The sequence below is a fragment of the Faecalibacterium sp. AM43-5AT genome (assembly GCF_003603345.1).
Lineage (GTDB): Bacteria > Bacillota > Clostridia > Oscillospirales > Ruminococcaceae > Faecalibacterium > Faecalibacterium taiwanense.
The window spans coordinates 45,252-60,820 of sequence record NZ_QVGZ01000008.1 but is presented as its reverse complement, the minus strand read 5'-3'; the positions used below and the strand labels follow the sequence as shown (position 1 = coordinate 60,820).

Sequence of the window (15,569 nt, the reverse complement as noted above, 5' to 3'; positions counted from 1 at the left end):
TAATATGGTCTTGATAACTTCAATACTAGTATATCAATTTTTGTTTTACACCGGAGGTTGAAGGGAGAGAGACCACATGTCATCACTGAGTGCGCGCGAAACGGCATACCAGACTATCCGCAGCCGGATCATCACGATGGAGCTGAAGCCCGGTGATCCGCTGAATGACCGGGAGCTGGCCGAAGAGCTGGGCATCAGCCGCACGCCCATGCGGGAGGCTTTGCTGATGCTCAATCTGGCCCGCATGGTGGACATCAAACCGCAGAGCGGCACCCATGTGGCACCCATCAACCTGAAGTTGATGGAGATGGAGCAGTTTGCCCGCTATACACTGGAAAAAGAGATCCTGAACCGGCTGCGCGGCCATGTGACACCCCGGCAGGAGGAAGAATACCGCAGCAACATTGAGACATACCGTGAGCTGGAAGCGGATATGAGCCAGCCGGACCGCACTGCCCGTATGCTGGAGCTGGATAATGCATTCCACCGCAAATCCTTTGAGTTGTGCGGCATGGAAGCTCACTACGACCACATGCTGGCCAGCCTGCAGCATGTGGAGCGCATCCGCAAGTTCAGCCTGCAGACCGAGGAAAACAAGTCGGTCTGCTCCTCGCACACGGCAATTCTGGAAGCACTGCTGCACGGCAGCGCGGACGACGTGAGCGAAGCGCTGGAAAGCCACCTGAGCCGGTATAAGCAGTCGGTGGCGCAGGCCCGCAGCGTCCACCCGGAATATTTTATTGATGAATGAACTTGAGGGAGAAACCGCTGGAAGAGGGCAGGTTCCTCTTTTTTGCATAAAATGTAAAAAAATTGAATTACTTGAATCACGTTATTGACCAAAACAGCGTTTTGCGGTAGAATCGAGGTACAACAGGCATGGCATCATGCCGGTTCCCGATGCAGCGTGCCGTGGGGCGCGGCTGTGCGATCCCTTTACAGAATAAGGAGGTCTTAAGCAATGAAGGCCAAACGATTGATAGCTCTTGCACTGGCAGCAGTGTTCATGCTCAGCGCGGCAGCAACGCCGGTGTTTGCCGCAGCAGCTCTGCCGCAGGAAAATGCAGCGCTGGAGCAGCAGAATGATATGGTTTCCATCCGGCTCAAAGCCACGGGCGACCTTGTTTATGGCTCCAACTACAAGCTGGAGGTGCAGACCAACCCTGCCGATACCCAGTATATCGGTGTTGTGGTGGGCGTTGGCGGCGAAGCGAATGGCTATGTGACGCTGGTGCTGTCGGATAAGATCCGCACGCTGCTCAAGATGATCCCGCTGCCCAAGAAGATGTCCAAGACACCGGATCAGGCAGAGGAGTTCAATGTGTACAGCTACCTCAAGCAGCTGATCGACGGCAACGATGTCAGCGTGCTGCTGCGGGTGGCCGATGAGGCCGTCTCGGTGATGGATGTGCTGCACTTCTATGTACCTACCATCGATCAGGTGTCCAACGGCCTGCGCCTTGCGCTGAACCTGATCCGCAAGTATCTGCCGGAGGGCGCGTTCAGCCGCATTTATCTGGACGAACAGCCGGTGGATGCCGGCAACTATGTGGCCGGTGCACTGGCGCTGGAAAGCAGCGATATGAACACCGCAGGCTTTGCCATGTTCAAGATCAAGCCCAAGACAAACGGCGTGCGCATGTACTGGGCACAGCAGGCCGAAAAGCCCATGACCGCCGAAGAGCTGCAGAGCTTCAATGAAGCGGCTGTGCTGGAAGTGGATGGTCAGGTGGTGCCCACCGATAAGATCCGCTACAGCTACAAGAAGTCCGGCTGGGGCTGTGATGCCACCAGCGAGCTGCCCACAGAGCCGGGCACCTATGTGCAGACGGCAGAGATCGGCGGCAATTACTCCTGCAGCAAGATCAGCCGCAACATCACCGTAAAGTGATGTCGTAAAGCAAAAACAAGACCCCGCACCAGAAGGTGCGGGGTCTTGCTGTATCTTATGAGAAAAACGGGATCACATGCGGAACCGGAAGCCCCAGCCGCCGCAGCAGCAGTTGCAAAGCAGGTTCAGCAGGATCATGCTCCAGCACCACTGCATCAGGCCGCCGGGGCTGGTGTAGGTGGCCTGTGTGGTGCGGTAGGTCTGGCCGGGGTTCTGCATCCGGCGCAGGTGCATCTGGTACTCGGTGTTGCCCGGGTCCAGCTGCACGGCACGGCGGGCATCCTGCAGCGCATCGATGCGGTTGCCCAAGCCCTGATTTGCGAGGGAGGACAGATAATACCACCGGGCATTGCGGCCGGTCATGCCGTCCAGCACGCGGCGGGCCTCCGCATAGCGGCCATTGGCCACAAAGTTGCGGGCGGCCTGCATCTCCGGGCTGTCGGAGCCGGAATAGCTTGCGCCCTGCTGGCCGTAACCCTGCTGGTAGCCGCCAAAGCCAAACCCGAAACCGAACGGGTCAAAGCCATCGAATCCGTCAAAACCGCCGTAACCGTTCTGATAACCCTGCTGCTGGTAGCTCTGCTGGCCGTAACCCTGTTGTTGGTAGCTGCCGTAGGGATTTCCGCCCATCTGGGGGCCGGTCTCGCCCTTGGTAATGGCATCATAAGCCGCCTGCACTTCCTTGAAGTGCTCCTCGGCGGTAGGATCGTTGGGGTTCAGGTCCGGGTGCCAGCGCTTGCACTTGGCGCGGTATGCTTTTTTGATCTCGTCATCGCTTGCGCCGCGCGAAACGCCCAGCACCTCATAGGGGTCTCTCATGGATATACTTCCTCACGTCTCATTTCGCGCAGCCACAGTGCCGCGCAATGTTTATAGTCTACCGTATTGCCGTGGAAAAATCAAGACAAAGCCGCCATTCAGCCACGGCTGCGGGCCTGCTTGGCTGTTTTGCAGTTGTATTTGAGCCATACGCCGGAGTAAAGGATGTTGCGCAGCAGGTCTGCGTCCTCCACGCAGGGCAGGCGTTCAAAGCTCTGGGCACACTGCGCCAGCAGCAGCTCAAAGATCTCTTTCATCTCTTCCTCATAGCCGGGCTGCTGACTGAGTGCTTTCAGCGGATTGTAGGCCCCCTTGCGCTGGTCGTGCTCCAGATCGTCATAGGCATCCAGCAGGTAGATGAACTTGCCCAGATGGAAGCCGATGCTGCGCAGCTCCGGTGACCAGTGATCCTGCCGGTAGTCGAACAGCTCTGCCATCAGCTCGCCAAAGCAGCCGGACACGGCATCCAGATCTTCGCTCCCGGCAGCTTCATATTCTGCCAGCCTGTCCAGACAGGTGCGGATGGCGCTGCACTGACGGGGCCAGCGGCTCTCGGCAGCCTGCTTACAGCCGGTAAGCAGCTTTTCATATCCAAGGCCCAACAGGCTGCGGTCGTCCTTCCACTTATCCTCGGCGTTGTAGTAGTGCAAGGCTACGCTCAGATCTGCACAGTAATCGGTGGGGGAGGCCGCCCGCCATTCCACACCGCCCAAGGGGTGGATGGGGCACCGGTCGTGGCCGGAAGAAGCTTCGGTCTCGCCCTCGTACAGGCTGCACAGCAGCAGATTCAGGAAGGTGAGGTCATAGCTCAGCGTAAAGCGGCCCCGCAGGCCGTGCAGTGCGTCGATGCGGCGGCACAGCCCGCAGTAGGCGGTGCGGTAGCGCTTTTGTGCTTCGTCCGAAAGCGCGGCCTGATTGGGCACAACATAACCAAACATGGCCGCTCAGCTCTTTTTGATGAACTGGGTGCCGCAGCGCGGGCAGGAGATCTGGATGCGGCCGCGGCCACGGGGCACACGCAGCTTCTGGCGGCACTTGGGGCAGCGGTAGTAGTGGTAGAGCTTGCGGTTGGCCCACTGATCCTTCAGACCGCGGAACTTACGGTCTACGCGGTCCTTCAGGGCATAGTACTGGTAGTTCTCCTCCGTGCGCTTGGAAATGTTGCGGCTGAGCGAGCGGTAGTAGCACAGCACCAGCAGTACCAGACCCAGCCATGTGAACAGGCTGAAGCGGGTGAGCAGCGAGATCAGCAGCAGCACGATGGACGCGATGCTCAAAAACTGGTTCAGGCCATCGGTACCGTAGCGGCCGATCATAAACTGACGGAATTTTTCTCTCATAACTCCTGCATCCTTTGTTTTGGAATCAAAGCGGGCGCGCCCGCCGTTATTTTACAGTTCTTAGGATACCAGTCAACCATGATGAAATTTTGAACAGAGTGCAAATCTATCATGAAGGGACGGAAATTAAGCTTCCCGGCAACGGATGGTCACCACGGCATCGGTATCCAGCGCACCTTCCATGCGGCAGTGCAGCACGGCGCGGCCCGCTTCGCCGGTGGTGGCAAGGTAGGTGCCCGCCATGCCGCCGCGCAGCGGCACCACGCTGGGACCAATGATCTTCAGCGGGCCGTCCACGCTCAGCTGAACGGCTTCGCCGCAGTAGGGCAGCAGGCTTCCGTTCTGGTCGATGGCGCGCAGGCTGACAGCGGCGCAGTCCCAGGTGGGGCCGTCGGTGAGGATGGGGTTGTGCACGGTGCATTCCAGCCGGACGCTCTGCACCGGCTCCCGCACCACGGTGCGCACGGTGCGGCCATGCCACACGGCTTCAAAACGGTAGGCTGCGCACGGTGTGCCCAGCACGCCGATGTATTTGTAATACATGCGGGCTACCTCGTTCCAGCTCAGCCGCAGCGAAAGCATCCGCGCCTTGGAAAGCGGCGAAAGCTCCATGGCATCCCGGCGCATCTCGTTCAGGATAGCGGCTGTCATCTGGGCGGAGGCCGGGTCCATGCCCTCGTACTTTTCCAACAAAGAACCCACAAAATCGTTGATCTCAATGGGCGGATGCGTCATGGCGGCAAAACGGCCGTGCCGGTCAGGCGCGAACTCGGCAATGTAGTCGTTGCCGCGGTACAGCCGCACGCTTTCGGCGTTGGTGAACACCCAGCAGGCCGTGGGAACGCCGCCGGGCAGGTCGCCCAGTGCCATGCCGGAAGAGACTTCCAGCACGATGTCCGAGGGGGAACGCGGCGTTTTCTGGCTTGCATATACCGCCGCCGAAAGCTTCGGGTTGCGGAACATATCCATCACACCGTGGTAGCAGATGCGGTCGCCGCTGCCAAATTCCCGGTGGGTGTTGTAATCGGCCATGCACCAGCCAAAGCTGCCGGCCACGCCCTGCTGTGCAATGGAATCGTTGATCCCGGCGGCATAGCGCAGAGCCTGCACCAGCCGGTGGGTCTCGTCGTCAAAGGGCTTGGTGGGCAGCTGCTGCCCGCCGAACTCGCTGATGAGGTAGCCCTTGCGGGGATCGGAAGTCACTGCGGCGCGGGCTTCGCAGGCGGCACCGCGCCCACGGTAAGAGTAATCGTTGTAGGCGTAAACATCCTCCAGCAGCTGGCTCTTGCGGTGGTTCCGCGCGCCTGCCGTGGGGCGGGTGGGGTCCAGCCGGTGGATAGCCTCGTTGGTGCGCTTATAAAACGCTTCGTCGTCGGCGCTGCCGTTCACACGGGCACCCCACAAAAAGATGCTGGGGTGGTTGCGGCACTGGCATACCATTTCGCGGCAGTTCTGCAGGGCCTGCGCCTTCCAGCTCTCGTCGCCGATGTACCGCCAGCCGGGCATCTCGGTGAACACCAGCAGCCCCAGCTCATCGCAGGCATCCAGAAACGCCGGGCTCTGGGGGGAATGGCTGGTGCGCACTGCGTTGCAGCCAAGGTCTTTTTTCAGGATCTGAGCATCCAGCCGCTGGATGCTGTCCGGCATGGCATAGCCCTGATAGGCGTAGCTCTGGTGGCGGTTCAAGCCCCGCAGCTCCACGCGCTGACCGTTCAGGTACAGCCCACCCGCCACGAACTGCACGGTGCGGAAACCGAAGCGGATGGTCTTTTCGTCCAGCACACGGTCCGGCAGACCGGCAGAGCCGGGGCGGATCAGCTGTACGGTGAGGGCGTACAGGGTGGGATGCTCGATGCTCCACGGGTGCACACCGTTCAGCACGCCGGTGATGGGCAGGGAAAGCTCGCCGCTGTAGGCGGCGCGGCTGCCGGAAGGGCTGCGGATCTCGGCCTGCAGTGTGCAGCCTACCGTCTCACCCACGGTGGAGGTATAGATGCGGAAATCGCCCTCGGCCTTTGCCTCGATGAACACATCCCGCAGGTAAGCGGGCTCCTTGATGTCCAGACTGACGGCACGGTAGATGCCGCCGTAGGTCAGGTGATCGATCTGCCCGCCAAAGGGCGGAATGTTCAGATCCTCGCGGCTGTCGCAGCGCACAGCCACCACGTTATTCTGACCCAGATGCAAAGCGCTGGTCAGATCTACCGTGAAGGCGGTGTAGCCGCAGGCGTGGTGGAACAGCCGCCGCCCGTTGCAGAACACGGTCGCGTCATGGGCAACGGCACCAAAGGTGAGCAGAACAGTGCGGCCTGCCCACTCTCTGGGTGCAAAAAACTCCCGCCGGTAGCCGCACAGGCACTGGTATTCATTTTCGTTGCAGTAATTGTAGGGCAGCACCCGCACAGTGTGGGGGATGCGCACCGGTTCCAGTTCCAGTCCGCACTCCGGCCGCACCAGTGCCGGATCGAACCGGGGGGTGAATAGCCAGCCTTCGTTCCAATCGTAGTGTTCCATACAAGAGTCTCCATCCTGATAAAATCACTTTACATCTTATAGTAACACAAACTTATGAACGAAAAAAGAAGCGGAAGGCGCTTTGAAAAGGATTTTTGCCGCTTTTGGCACGAAATGGCGTGGACTGCAAAGAAAAAGAGGCTCAGAGCAGCTTACGGACTGTTCTGAGCCTTTGGATCAGAAATTGATTTCCCAATCAGCGGATAAAATTGGTCATGGGGCGCTTGGGGTTCTGCGGGTGTTCAAAGCCAGCGGCCCTGCCTGCTTCGATGCAGTGCAGCAGCCATGCCATGTTGCGGCCCAGCTCCTGCATTACGGCGCAGCCCTCGGCATCCTGCAGCACCTGCTCGGTGTTGGAGCCGTGCACCATGGCCCAGTAGGAGCCGTTCACCAGCGGCATGTGGAAGAACTGCGGGTACTTCACCAGCTGGTCCAGCGTGGTAGTGGTGCCGGCGCGGCGGGCCGAGCAGCAGATGGCGGCAGGCTTGTAGGCCAGATATCTGCCGCCCGCGTAGGCAAGGCGGTCCATGAAGCTGGTCATGTTGCCGGATGCGGATGCATAGTGCACCGGGCTGCCGAACACGAAGCCATCGGCAGTTTTGGCCTTCTCGATGGCCTCGTTGACCACACCGCCAAACACGCAGCCATTGCCTGCGGCACAGCCGCCGCAGCCGATGCAGCCGCCCACGGGTTTGCCGCCGACATGCAGGATCTCAGTGTCCACACCGGCATCGTTCAGTTCCTTTGCAATGAGCGAAAGGGCGGTATAGGTGCAGCCTTTTTCGTGCGGGCTGCCGTTGATGAGCAGAACTTTCATGGGAATACTCTCCTTTTATGCCAGAATGCGCCGCAAAAGCCCGGCGCTGCCGGTTTTATTGTAGCACAAACCGCCAGACGGCGCAACGCGCGGCCCTTGACAAGAATATGCAGTTGGGTGATAATAAAGTGATACAAAAAACGTGTTTGCAGCCACATCTTCCGGCTGCAAGGAGGAGGAAAGAGAACATGCGCGTGATCGCAGGAGAAGCCCGGGGCCGCAGTCTGGAGGCCCTGCCGGGGACCGACGTGACCCGGCCCACCCTTTCGCAGGTAAAGGAGGCGATGTTCAGCATCGTCCAGTTCGACCTGCCCGGCGCACGGGTGCTGGACCTGTATGCGGGCAGCGGCCAGCTTGGCATTGAAGCACTGAGCCGCGGCGCGGCGCGCTGCGTGTTTCTGGACGAGAACCGCGAGGCGGTGAACATCATCATGCGCAACTGCAAGGCCTGCGGCGTGTTCGACCGCAGCCGCGTCAATATCGGCGAGGCTGCGCGGTATCTTTCCGCCTGCCGCGAGCAGTTCGACATCGTACTGCTGGACCCGCCCTTCCGCAATGGTACACTGGAAAAGATCCTGCCTGTGGTGGATAAATGCACCGCGCCCGGCGGCATCGTGCTGTGCGAGAGCGAGACCGGCATCGTGCTGCCGGCCGAAGCTGGCGGCCTGACCCTGAAAAAACAGTACAAGTACGGCAGGGTGCTGCTGTGGAAATACACAAAGCCCATGCAGAACACAGACCCTGCCGAGAACGAACCGAAGGGAGAAGCACTATGAACGTGAACGAACTTTTGGATACCATTGAGGATGCTCTGGAGGAAGGCGCCAATGTGCCCCTTTCCGGCGGCAAAAAGATCGTGGATGTGGAGCAGATCCGGGATTATCTGGACGAGATCCGCGCAAACCTGCCCGGCGAGCTGCGGCAGGCCCAGCAGATCGTGAACGACCGCGCTCAGATCGTGGAGACGGCCAACGCACAGGCGCAGGCCATTGTGAAAAAGGCTGAGGAGCGGGCGCGCATTCTGGTGAGCGAAGCCGAGATCGTGAAGGCTGCACAGCAGCGCGCCGGGGAAATCACCACTGCAGCCCAGAACGAGGCCCGCACCCTGCGCCAGACCGTGACCGACTATTGCGACAACATGCTCAAGAACACCGAGGAAACAATGGTGGAAAATGCGGCACAGGTAAAGAATGTGCGCGCAAATCTGCGCCAGAACGCCAAGAAAAACGGCTGAAGACAGCCTTTTTCACACACAAATTACACATACGGCAAAAACCAAAGTTCCTGCAGGCAGAAATGACGGCCGACAGGGACTTTTTTTGTTGCATTTTGCGGCAAAAACGGGAGCACAAACCCTTGCAATCAGGGGCCTGATTTGTTAAAATAAAACTGTGTTATCGGGTAAAAGTGTGCGCTGTGTGCACAGTGCCCGGAACACGGAAAGCTTATGAACTGAGAAAGGAGGCCGCAGCGATGGAACTTGAAACACAAGCAGCCTTTGACCCGGCCTCGTTTGAGCATATCCCCGTTCTGCTGAACGAGTGTCTGGAGGGTCTTTCCATTGATCCGGCCGGCACCTACCTTGACGGCACTGCAGGCGGCGCGGGACATTCCCGCCAGATCGCCTTGCGGCTGGATGCAGAAAAGGGCGGCAGGCTGATCTCGCTGGATCAGGACCCGGACGCGGTGCAGACCGCGCGTGCCCGCCTTGCGGGCCTGCCTGCCACGGTGGTGCAGATCAACTTCCGCTATGCCGGACAAGCTCTGGAAAGCCTTGGCATCGACAAGGTCAACGGCGCGCTGCTGGATCTGGGCGTTTCCAGCCATCAGCTGGACGATGCGGCCCGCGGCTTTTCCTACCGTGCGGATGCACCGCTGGACATGCGGATGAGCCAGCAGGGCGAAACGGCAGCGGACCTTGTGAACACCGAGAGCCGCGAAGAGCTGGCACGCATTCTGCGGGATTACGGCGAAGAACCTTTCGCATGGCAGATCGCGGGCAGGATCGTGGAGGCAAGGGAGAATTCTCCCATCGAAACGACCCTGCAGCTGGCAGACATCGTGGCCAGCGCCATGCCCCCGGCGGAACGCCGCAAAAACAAGAACCCTTCCCGCCGCACCTTTCAGGCGCTGCGCATTGCAGTGAACCATGAACTGGATGCGCTGGAAGAAGGCCTGGATACCATTTTTGATCACCTTGCGCCGGGCGGCCGGCTGTGCGTGATCACCTTCCACTCGCTGGAGGACCGGCTGGTGAAGAACAAATTTCGCCGCTGGTCCACCGCGTGCACCTGCCCGCCGGAGTTTCCGGTGTGCGTATGCGGCGGCAAAGCCAAAGCGAAGCTGATCACCCGCAAACCCATTGAAGCAAACAGTCAGGAATTGGAAGAGAACCGGCGCAGCCGGTCCGCCCACCTGAGAGTTTTGGAAAAATGCTGAACGGCAGAAGCCGTTGTGTGAGGAGGAGAGCAAACCATGGGTCAGGCAGCATATGATTATAACGCGGTACGCCGCAGAAAAGCCCCGCAGACACAGCGCAAGGCAGATCTGCGGGTAGCAAAGGGCGGCAAGCGTCGGCTTTCGCCGCTGCAGGCAGCGGTGCACAACGCCATGCATCTGGTAGCAGCAGCACTGCTGGTGGGGTTTGCCATCAGCCTGCTGTGGAGCGAGTCCAAGCTGGTGGAGCTGAACGACCAGATTCAGGACGCAAAGGCTCAGCTGGTCAGTGAGCAGAGCCAGTATACTTACTATAACAGCACCCTGAACAGCAAGACCAACATTACCAGCGTGGAAGAGACGGCCGGCAGGCTGGGCCTGATGAAAATTGATCAGAGCCAGATCACCTACATCCGTTTGGGCGAGAGCGACACGCTGGAGCGCACCCAGTCCGCTGTGCGGCAGTGGACCGACTTTATCTACAACGGTGCCGTGAACATTCTTGGCACTGTAAAGTGAACCAAATACGGGAAAGCGTGCGGCAGCGCACGCTTTTTCGGTTTATACACCCTGTTTGCAGGGCAGTTCCAAATTTGACAAAAGCGCGGCAGAAGGCAGCAAATGCCCGCTGCCGCAGGAGCATACCATGTCGAAATTCTTCCGAAAATTCATCAAAAAAATAAAAGGCCCCTGGCCGGAAACCAGCACCGGTGCCCGCATGAACCCCAGAACCAGTCTGATCTGCGGCGGTCTGGCCCTTGTGGTCATGGGCCTTGCTGCGGCCCGTGTGACCTACAGCCTGTATGATATCCAGATCAAAAACGGTGACACCTACCGCCAGCTGGCCGCAAAGCAGCAGCTGCTGGATACCACCATCAAGGCCACCCGCGGCGAGATCTACGATACCTCCGGCATCACGCTGGCCTCCACCAGCGTGGTGTGGACCATCTGGGCCGACCCGGACAACAGCAAAATCTTATATACCACCACCGGTAAGGATGAGGATGCGGTGCGCACGCTGGACACGGCCATGTGCGCCGAGGTCAGCCGGGAACTGACCCTGCGCCTGCTTTCCGGCGACGGCGAAAGTCTGGACGCGGTGGACACTTCCTCGGAAGCGTACCAGACCCAGTACCAGAAGGTTTACGATGCACTTTCCAAGACGGACACCAAGTATCAGGTGCTGGCCACCAAGGTGAACAACGCTGTCAAGCTGTCCATCGAATCCTACGTTTCCCAGTTCAACAAGGCACACAAGCGTGCCACGGAGACCTCCCGCAAGGGCAACATCTCGGTCGGCAGCGAGAAGAGCTTCCAGCGCAATTACCCCTACGGAGCGTTTGCAGCGGCAGTGCTGGGCTTTACCGATGCGGACGGCATTGGTACTTACGGTCTGGAAAAATCCTATCAGTCCATGCTGGCCGGTGTGGATGGCCGCACCATTACCCAGCGCAATGCCTACGGCAACGCCATTGCGGACGAGAATGCCACCACCTTTGCAGCCAAGGATGGCTCCAATCTGGTGCTTTCGCTGGATGTGAATGTGCAGGAGATCGTGGAACGGTATCTGAACGAAGCCATTGCAGCCAACACGGTGGAGAACCGCGGCTGCGCCATCGTGATGAACGTCAAGACCGGTGCCATCCTCGCCATGGCTTCCAAGCCGGATTTTGACCCCAACGACCCGCTGGACTACAGCGCAAATCTGGATTACCTCAACGAGCTGGTGCGCGCTGAGCCGGAGCTGTACGGCATCTACAAAAAGGATGAGAACGGCAACGAGCTGAAGGATGCAAACGGCAACCGCATTCTGGACGAGGAGGGCGATTACTCCGGCTACTTCCGCGATATCCAGTGGAAAAACAAGGCCATCACCGAGTTGTACTACCCCGGCAGTGTGTTCAAGGTGATCACCTCGGCCATGGGCGTGGACTCCGGCCTTGCAAACATCAACACCACCTTTACCTGCGCCGGTGCTTACGGCGTGGCAAAGGAGACCTACCACTGCGCAGGCCACAAAGCCCACGGCACCATCACACTGGCCGAAGCTCTGCGGCAGAGCTGCAATATCTACTATATCCAGCTGGGCCAGCGTGTTGGCTCCCAGACCTTCTATAACTACTTCGATGCCTTTGGCTTTACCAGCCGCACCGGCGTGGACCTGCCCAGTGAGACGGGCTTCATGCAGTATTATAAGGCCAACCAGCTGGGCGAAGTGCAGCTGGCTTCTTCGGCCTTTGGTCAGGCAATGGCCATCACCCCGCTGCAGATGTGCACCGCTGTGGCCGCAGCCGTCAACGGCGGCTATCTGGTCACGCCCCATGTGGTGGATAAGATCACCGATGCAAATGGCAACGTGATCGAGGAGATCGGTGCCAATGTGCGCCGTCAGGTCATCAGCGAGAGCACCAGCAACGTGATCCGCCAGATCATGGAATATGAGGTGGGCGCCGGTACCGGCGGCGGCAAGTATGCCTATGTGTCCGGCTACCGTATCGGCGGCAAGTCCGGCACTTCCGAACAGTTGAACATGGATCGCCGTGCCGACGGTGACTACAAGAAGGTGGCATCCTTTGCCGCTGTCCTGCCCGCCGACGACCCGGAGATCATCGTCTATGTGATGCTGGATGACCCCAACAACGCCAGAACGGACTACTCGTCCCTGCTGGCAGCGCCCGTTGTGGGCAACATCATCAGCGAGATCGCACCCTACCTTGGCATTGCCGCCGACGGCGAGGATCGCAGCCAGACTGTGGTCACTGTGCCGAATCTGGTGGGCACCGAGTGGAGCAGTGCGCAGGTGCAGCTGAACATCAAGGGCCTCAGGCATCAGCTGGCCGAAAGCACCACCAGTCAGGCGGCAGCAGCTGTCACCTACCAGTATCCGCACGCGGGTGCAAAGGTGGCCTACGGCACCACCGTGTACCTGTATACCGATACCTATGAGGGCAGCCATACCGATGTGCCGGATGTGACCGGCAAGAGCGCGGACTTTGCCCGCCAGATGCTGTCTGCCGCCGGATTGAACTGTGTGGTGGAGGGCAATGCGAACGGCACCGTGCAGGCCCAGAGTGCAGACCCCGGTTCCAGTGTGCAGCGCGGCACCGTCGTGACCATTACCTGTGGGTAACAAGAACCCTCTCAGGCGCTTGCGCGCCAGCTCTCCCGAAGGGCGAGCTTTATGAGTGGGCACGGTAAAGTGAATCTTCTGAAGAACTGCACTTTATCGTAAGATGCAAAAGAGCTCCCCTTTCGGGGGAGCTGGCAATGCCGCAGGCATTGACTGAGAGGGTTTTACAAGATAAACGAGAGGGGAAAGAACCAATGGAAAAAATTTCTGCAAGCAAGCTTCTGGCAGGGCTGGTGCCCGCAGACTTCATCCGGGAAGAGGTGCAGGTGGAACTGGTGACCACCGACAGCCGCGAGGTGCGGTCCGGCTGCATTTTTGTAGCGTTCCCGGGTGAAAAATTTGACGGCCACGATTTTGCGGCCAAAGCACTGGACAACGGTGCTGTTTATGTGGTGGTGAACCACCCGGTGGAGGGCGTGCCTGCGGAAAAGGCCATCCTCTGCCCGGACAGCTACCACGCCATGATGGTGATGGGTGCGAACTACCGCAGCCAGTATCACCCCAAGATGGTGGGTGTGACCGGCAGCGTGGGCAAGACCACCACCAAGCAGATGACCTACGCCGCCCTTGCAGGCTTTGGCGAGACCATCAAGACCAAGGGCAACCAGAACAATGAACTGGGCATGCCCCGCACCCTGATGCGGCTGGAAAGCAGCACGGAGTATGCCGTGATCGAGATGGGCATGAGCCATGCGGGCGAGATCGACCGTCTGGCCCGGGCCGCACGCCCGGATGTGGGCATCATTACCTGCATCGGTGTGTCCCACATCGGCAATCTGGGGAGTCAGGAGAACATCTGCAAGGCAAAGCTGGAGATCTGCAACGGCCTGCCGGAGGGTGCACCGCTGGTGCTGAACTATGATGATAAGTTCCTGCGCGCCGCAAAGCTGCCCGCCCACGTGAAGCCGGTATGGTTCAGTCTGGCAGATGAGAACGCTGATGTGTGTGCACTGTCCATCCGGCAGGAAGAGGACGGCATGAGCTTTGTGCTGGAAGATCAGGAAGAGGGCACCTTTATGGTCAAGATCCCGGCCATGGGCAAGCACAATGTGGCAAACGCTTTGGCTGCTTACTGCGCCGCCACCCGCTTGGGCTGCGACCCGCGCGGTGTCATCAAGGGGCTTTCCAATTTTGAGCAGACCGGCCGCCGCCAGAAGGTGGTGCACAGCAAGGGCGTTACCGTCATTGAGGATTGCTACAATGCAAACCCCGACAGCATGAAGGCCGCGCTTGCCATGTTCAAGGAATTCCCCTGCAAGCGCCGCTTTGCCCTGCTGGGCGATATGCTGGAGCTGGGCGAGCTGTCCCGCGAAGCCCACGAGGAGCTGGGCCGTCTGGCTGCGGAGAGTGATCTGTACTGCCTTGTGACCTACGGCGAAAACGCAAAGCGCACTGCTGTGGTGGCTGCGGCCAAGGGGGTCAAGACCCTCCATGCCAACAACTACCGCGAGGCAGCGGATGCTCTGCTGAACCGGATAGAGCCGGGCGATGCCCTGCTGGTGAAGGCAAGCCGCGGCATGGCGCTGGAAAAAGTGCTGGAAATTTTCTACGCAGAGCAGAAAGATGCCGAAGAATAACCCTTTGGCATGAATTTGGAGATTGAAAAATGATTCGTTTCGCCTTGGTCGTCGCGTCGGTGCTGGGTTTTGTGCTGACTGCGGCGCTCGGCAATATGATGGTGCCGCTGCTGCGGGAGCTGCAGCGTGCGGCACGCGGTACACAGCCGGACAGCGATGCCCCGGACAGCCCGGTGCCTACCATGGGCGGGCTGTGCCTGATGGTGGGCACCCTTGCCGCTGTGGGCGTGGGCTGGCTGGCCGCATGTGCTGCACAGCCTTCCCTGCTTGGCAGCGACCGGCAGATGACCTCCCGCCTGCTCATTGCACTGCTGGGGTCGCTGGCCTTTGGCGCAGTGGGGCTGGCCGATGATCTGGCCCGCATCCGCGGCCGCTACCCGAACGGTTTGGGCCTTGGCCTGCGTCGTACGCAGCGCCTTGCACTGGAATGCATCGCTGCAGCGCTGGTGCTGGGCCTGCTGGCGCTGAACGGGTGCCTGCCCACAGGGCTGATCCTGCCGGGAGCAGGTTATGTGGAATGTGCGCTGGCACCGCTGCTGTGGGCTGTGCTGCTGGTGGCGATGGCCGAGGCGGCCCGCGTGGCCGACGGTGCCGACGGCACGGTGTGCGGCGCGGCCTTTGTAGCTATGCTGGGCCTGATGATGCTGGAAACGCAGCTGGGCTGGTTCCCGCTGGCAGTATTCCCGGCGGCACTGGCCGGTGCACTGATGGCCTTTCTGCTGTGGGATTTTCCACCGGCAAAGCTGCACCCCGGCCGGTGCGGCTGCTTGTATGCAGCGGGAGCCATTGGCTGCATTCCGCTGTGCATTGGCTACGCAGAGCTGAGCATCCCGCTGGCACTGCCCTTCTGGGTGGAGGGCGGCATGGTGGTGCTGCAGGTCCTGTTCTGCCGCTGGAAGGGCAGGCCGCTGTTTGCGGCGGCACCGCTGCACCGCTGGCTGGAAAAGCGCGGCATGAGTGCAGTGAATATTTTTTACAGCCTGTGCGCACTGAGCGTGTGCGGGCTGGCGCTGGCCGTGCGTCTGGCACGCTGGGCCTGAGCGCC

14 protein-coding genes are annotated in these 15,569 nt (G+C 59.9%); 9 read left to right on the top strand and 5 right to left on the bottom strand.

All coding sequences use genetic code 11. The annotated features are described in order from the left end of the window. Positions 1–76 precede the first annotated feature (76 nt). Together DW937_RS10315 and DW937_RS10310 are read left to right on the top strand one after the other, a co-directional pair. Positions 77–751: a GntR family transcriptional regulator gene (locus tag DW937_RS10315; protein ID WP_120020733.1), complete on the top strand. Its 675-nt coding sequence runs from the start codon at positions 77–79 to the stop codon at positions 749–751. A 210-nt stretch (positions 752–961) separates the two neighbouring features. Next, entirely contained in the window at positions 962–1,891 is a 930-nt protein-coding gene (locus DW937_RS10310) for a hypothetical protein (RefSeq protein WP_120120856.1), read from the top strand. 72 nt (positions 1,892–1,963) lie between these two features. On the opposite strand, the gene DW937_RS10305 is transcribed toward DW937_RS10310, so the two are convergent. From DW937_RS10305 to DW937_RS10285, 5 genes are all read right to left on the bottom strand, one after another. Continuing rightward, complete coding sequence (locus DW937_RS10305; protein ID WP_118528665.1) at positions 1,964–2,710, bottom strand: J domain-containing protein; 747 nt, start codon at positions 2,708–2,710, stop codon at positions 1,964–1,966. Between the two features lie 98 nt (positions 2,711–2,808). Then, entirely contained in the window at positions 2,809–3,648 is an 840-nt protein-coding gene (locus tag DW937_RS10300; RefSeq protein WP_097777430.1) for a DUF5685 family protein, read from the bottom strand. A gap of 6 nt (positions 3,649–3,654) precedes the next feature. Beyond that, positions 3,655–4,050 carry a hypothetical protein gene (locus tag DW937_RS10295; protein ID WP_005944061.1) on the bottom strand — a complete coding sequence of 132 codons (396 nt, stop codon included), beginning with the start codon at positions 4,048–4,050 and terminating at the stop codon, positions 3,655–3,657. A 126-nt stretch (positions 4,051–4,176) separates the two neighbouring features. Continuing rightward, positions 4,177–6,564, bottom strand: coding sequence for a glycoside hydrolase family 2 TIM barrel-domain containing protein (locus tag DW937_RS10290; RefSeq protein ID WP_120120855.1), 2,388 nt, complete (start codon positions 6,562–6,564; stop codon positions 4,177–4,179). Positions 6,565–6,760: 196 nt separating this feature from the next. Continuing rightward, positions 6,761–7,381: a flavodoxin family protein gene (locus DW937_RS10285; RefSeq protein WP_120020738.1), complete on the bottom strand. Its 621-nt coding sequence runs from the start codon at positions 7,379–7,381 to the stop codon at positions 6,761–6,763. A gap of 188 nt (positions 7,382–7,569) precedes the next feature. On the opposite strand from DW937_RS10285, the gene rsmD reads away from it, so the two are divergent. The 7 genes from rsmD (at position 7,570) to DW937_RS10250 (ending at position 15,564) form a co-directional block, all read left to right on the top strand. Next, positions 7,570–8,157 carry a 16S rRNA (guanine(966)-N(2))-methyltransferase RsmD gene (gene rsmD, locus DW937_RS10280; RefSeq protein ID WP_118528661.1) on the top strand — a complete coding sequence of 196 codons (588 nt, stop codon included), beginning with the start codon at positions 7,570–7,572 and terminating at the stop codon, positions 8,155–8,157. Then, a complete protein-coding gene (locus tag DW937_RS10275) occupies positions 8,154–8,615 on the top strand; it encodes a hypothetical protein (RefSeq protein WP_005944071.1) in 462 nt (153 codons plus the stop codon). Before rsmD ends, DW937_RS10275 begins: the two co-directional genes overlap by 4 nt. A gap of 239 nt (positions 8,616–8,854) precedes the next feature. Further along, positions 8,855–9,820 carry a 16S rRNA (cytosine(1402)-N(4))-methyltransferase RsmH gene (rsmH, locus tag DW937_RS10270; protein WP_005944076.1) on the top strand — a complete coding sequence of 322 codons (966 nt, stop codon included), beginning with the start codon at positions 8,855–8,857 and terminating at the stop codon, positions 9,818–9,820. Between the two features lie 36 nt (positions 9,821–9,856). Continuing rightward, positions 9,857–10,336 (top strand): hypothetical protein, encoded by a 480-nt coding sequence (locus tag DW937_RS10265; RefSeq protein WP_005944079.1) that lies wholly within the window; start codon positions 9,857–9,859, stop codon positions 10,334–10,336. Between the two features lie 127 nt (positions 10,337–10,463). Beyond that, positions 10,464–12,947 carry a penicillin-binding protein 2 gene (locus DW937_RS10260; protein WP_120120892.1) on the top strand — a complete coding sequence of 828 codons (2,484 nt, stop codon included), beginning with the start codon at positions 10,464–10,466 and terminating at the stop codon, positions 12,945–12,947. A gap of 194 nt (positions 12,948–13,141) precedes the next feature. After that, positions 13,142–14,524, top strand: coding sequence for a UDP-N-acetylmuramoyl-tripeptide--D-alanyl-D-alanine ligase (gene murF, locus DW937_RS10255; RefSeq protein WP_120120854.1), 1,383 nt, complete (start codon positions 13,142–13,144; stop codon positions 14,522–14,524). Positions 14,525–14,553: 29 nt separating this feature from the next. Then, on the top strand, positions 14,554–15,564 hold the full coding sequence (locus tag DW937_RS10250) for a glycosyl transferase family 4 (RefSeq protein WP_120120853.1): 1,011 nt from the start codon (positions 14,554–14,556) through the stop codon (positions 15,562–15,564). The last annotated feature ends 5 nt before the right edge of the window (positions 15,565–15,569 follow it).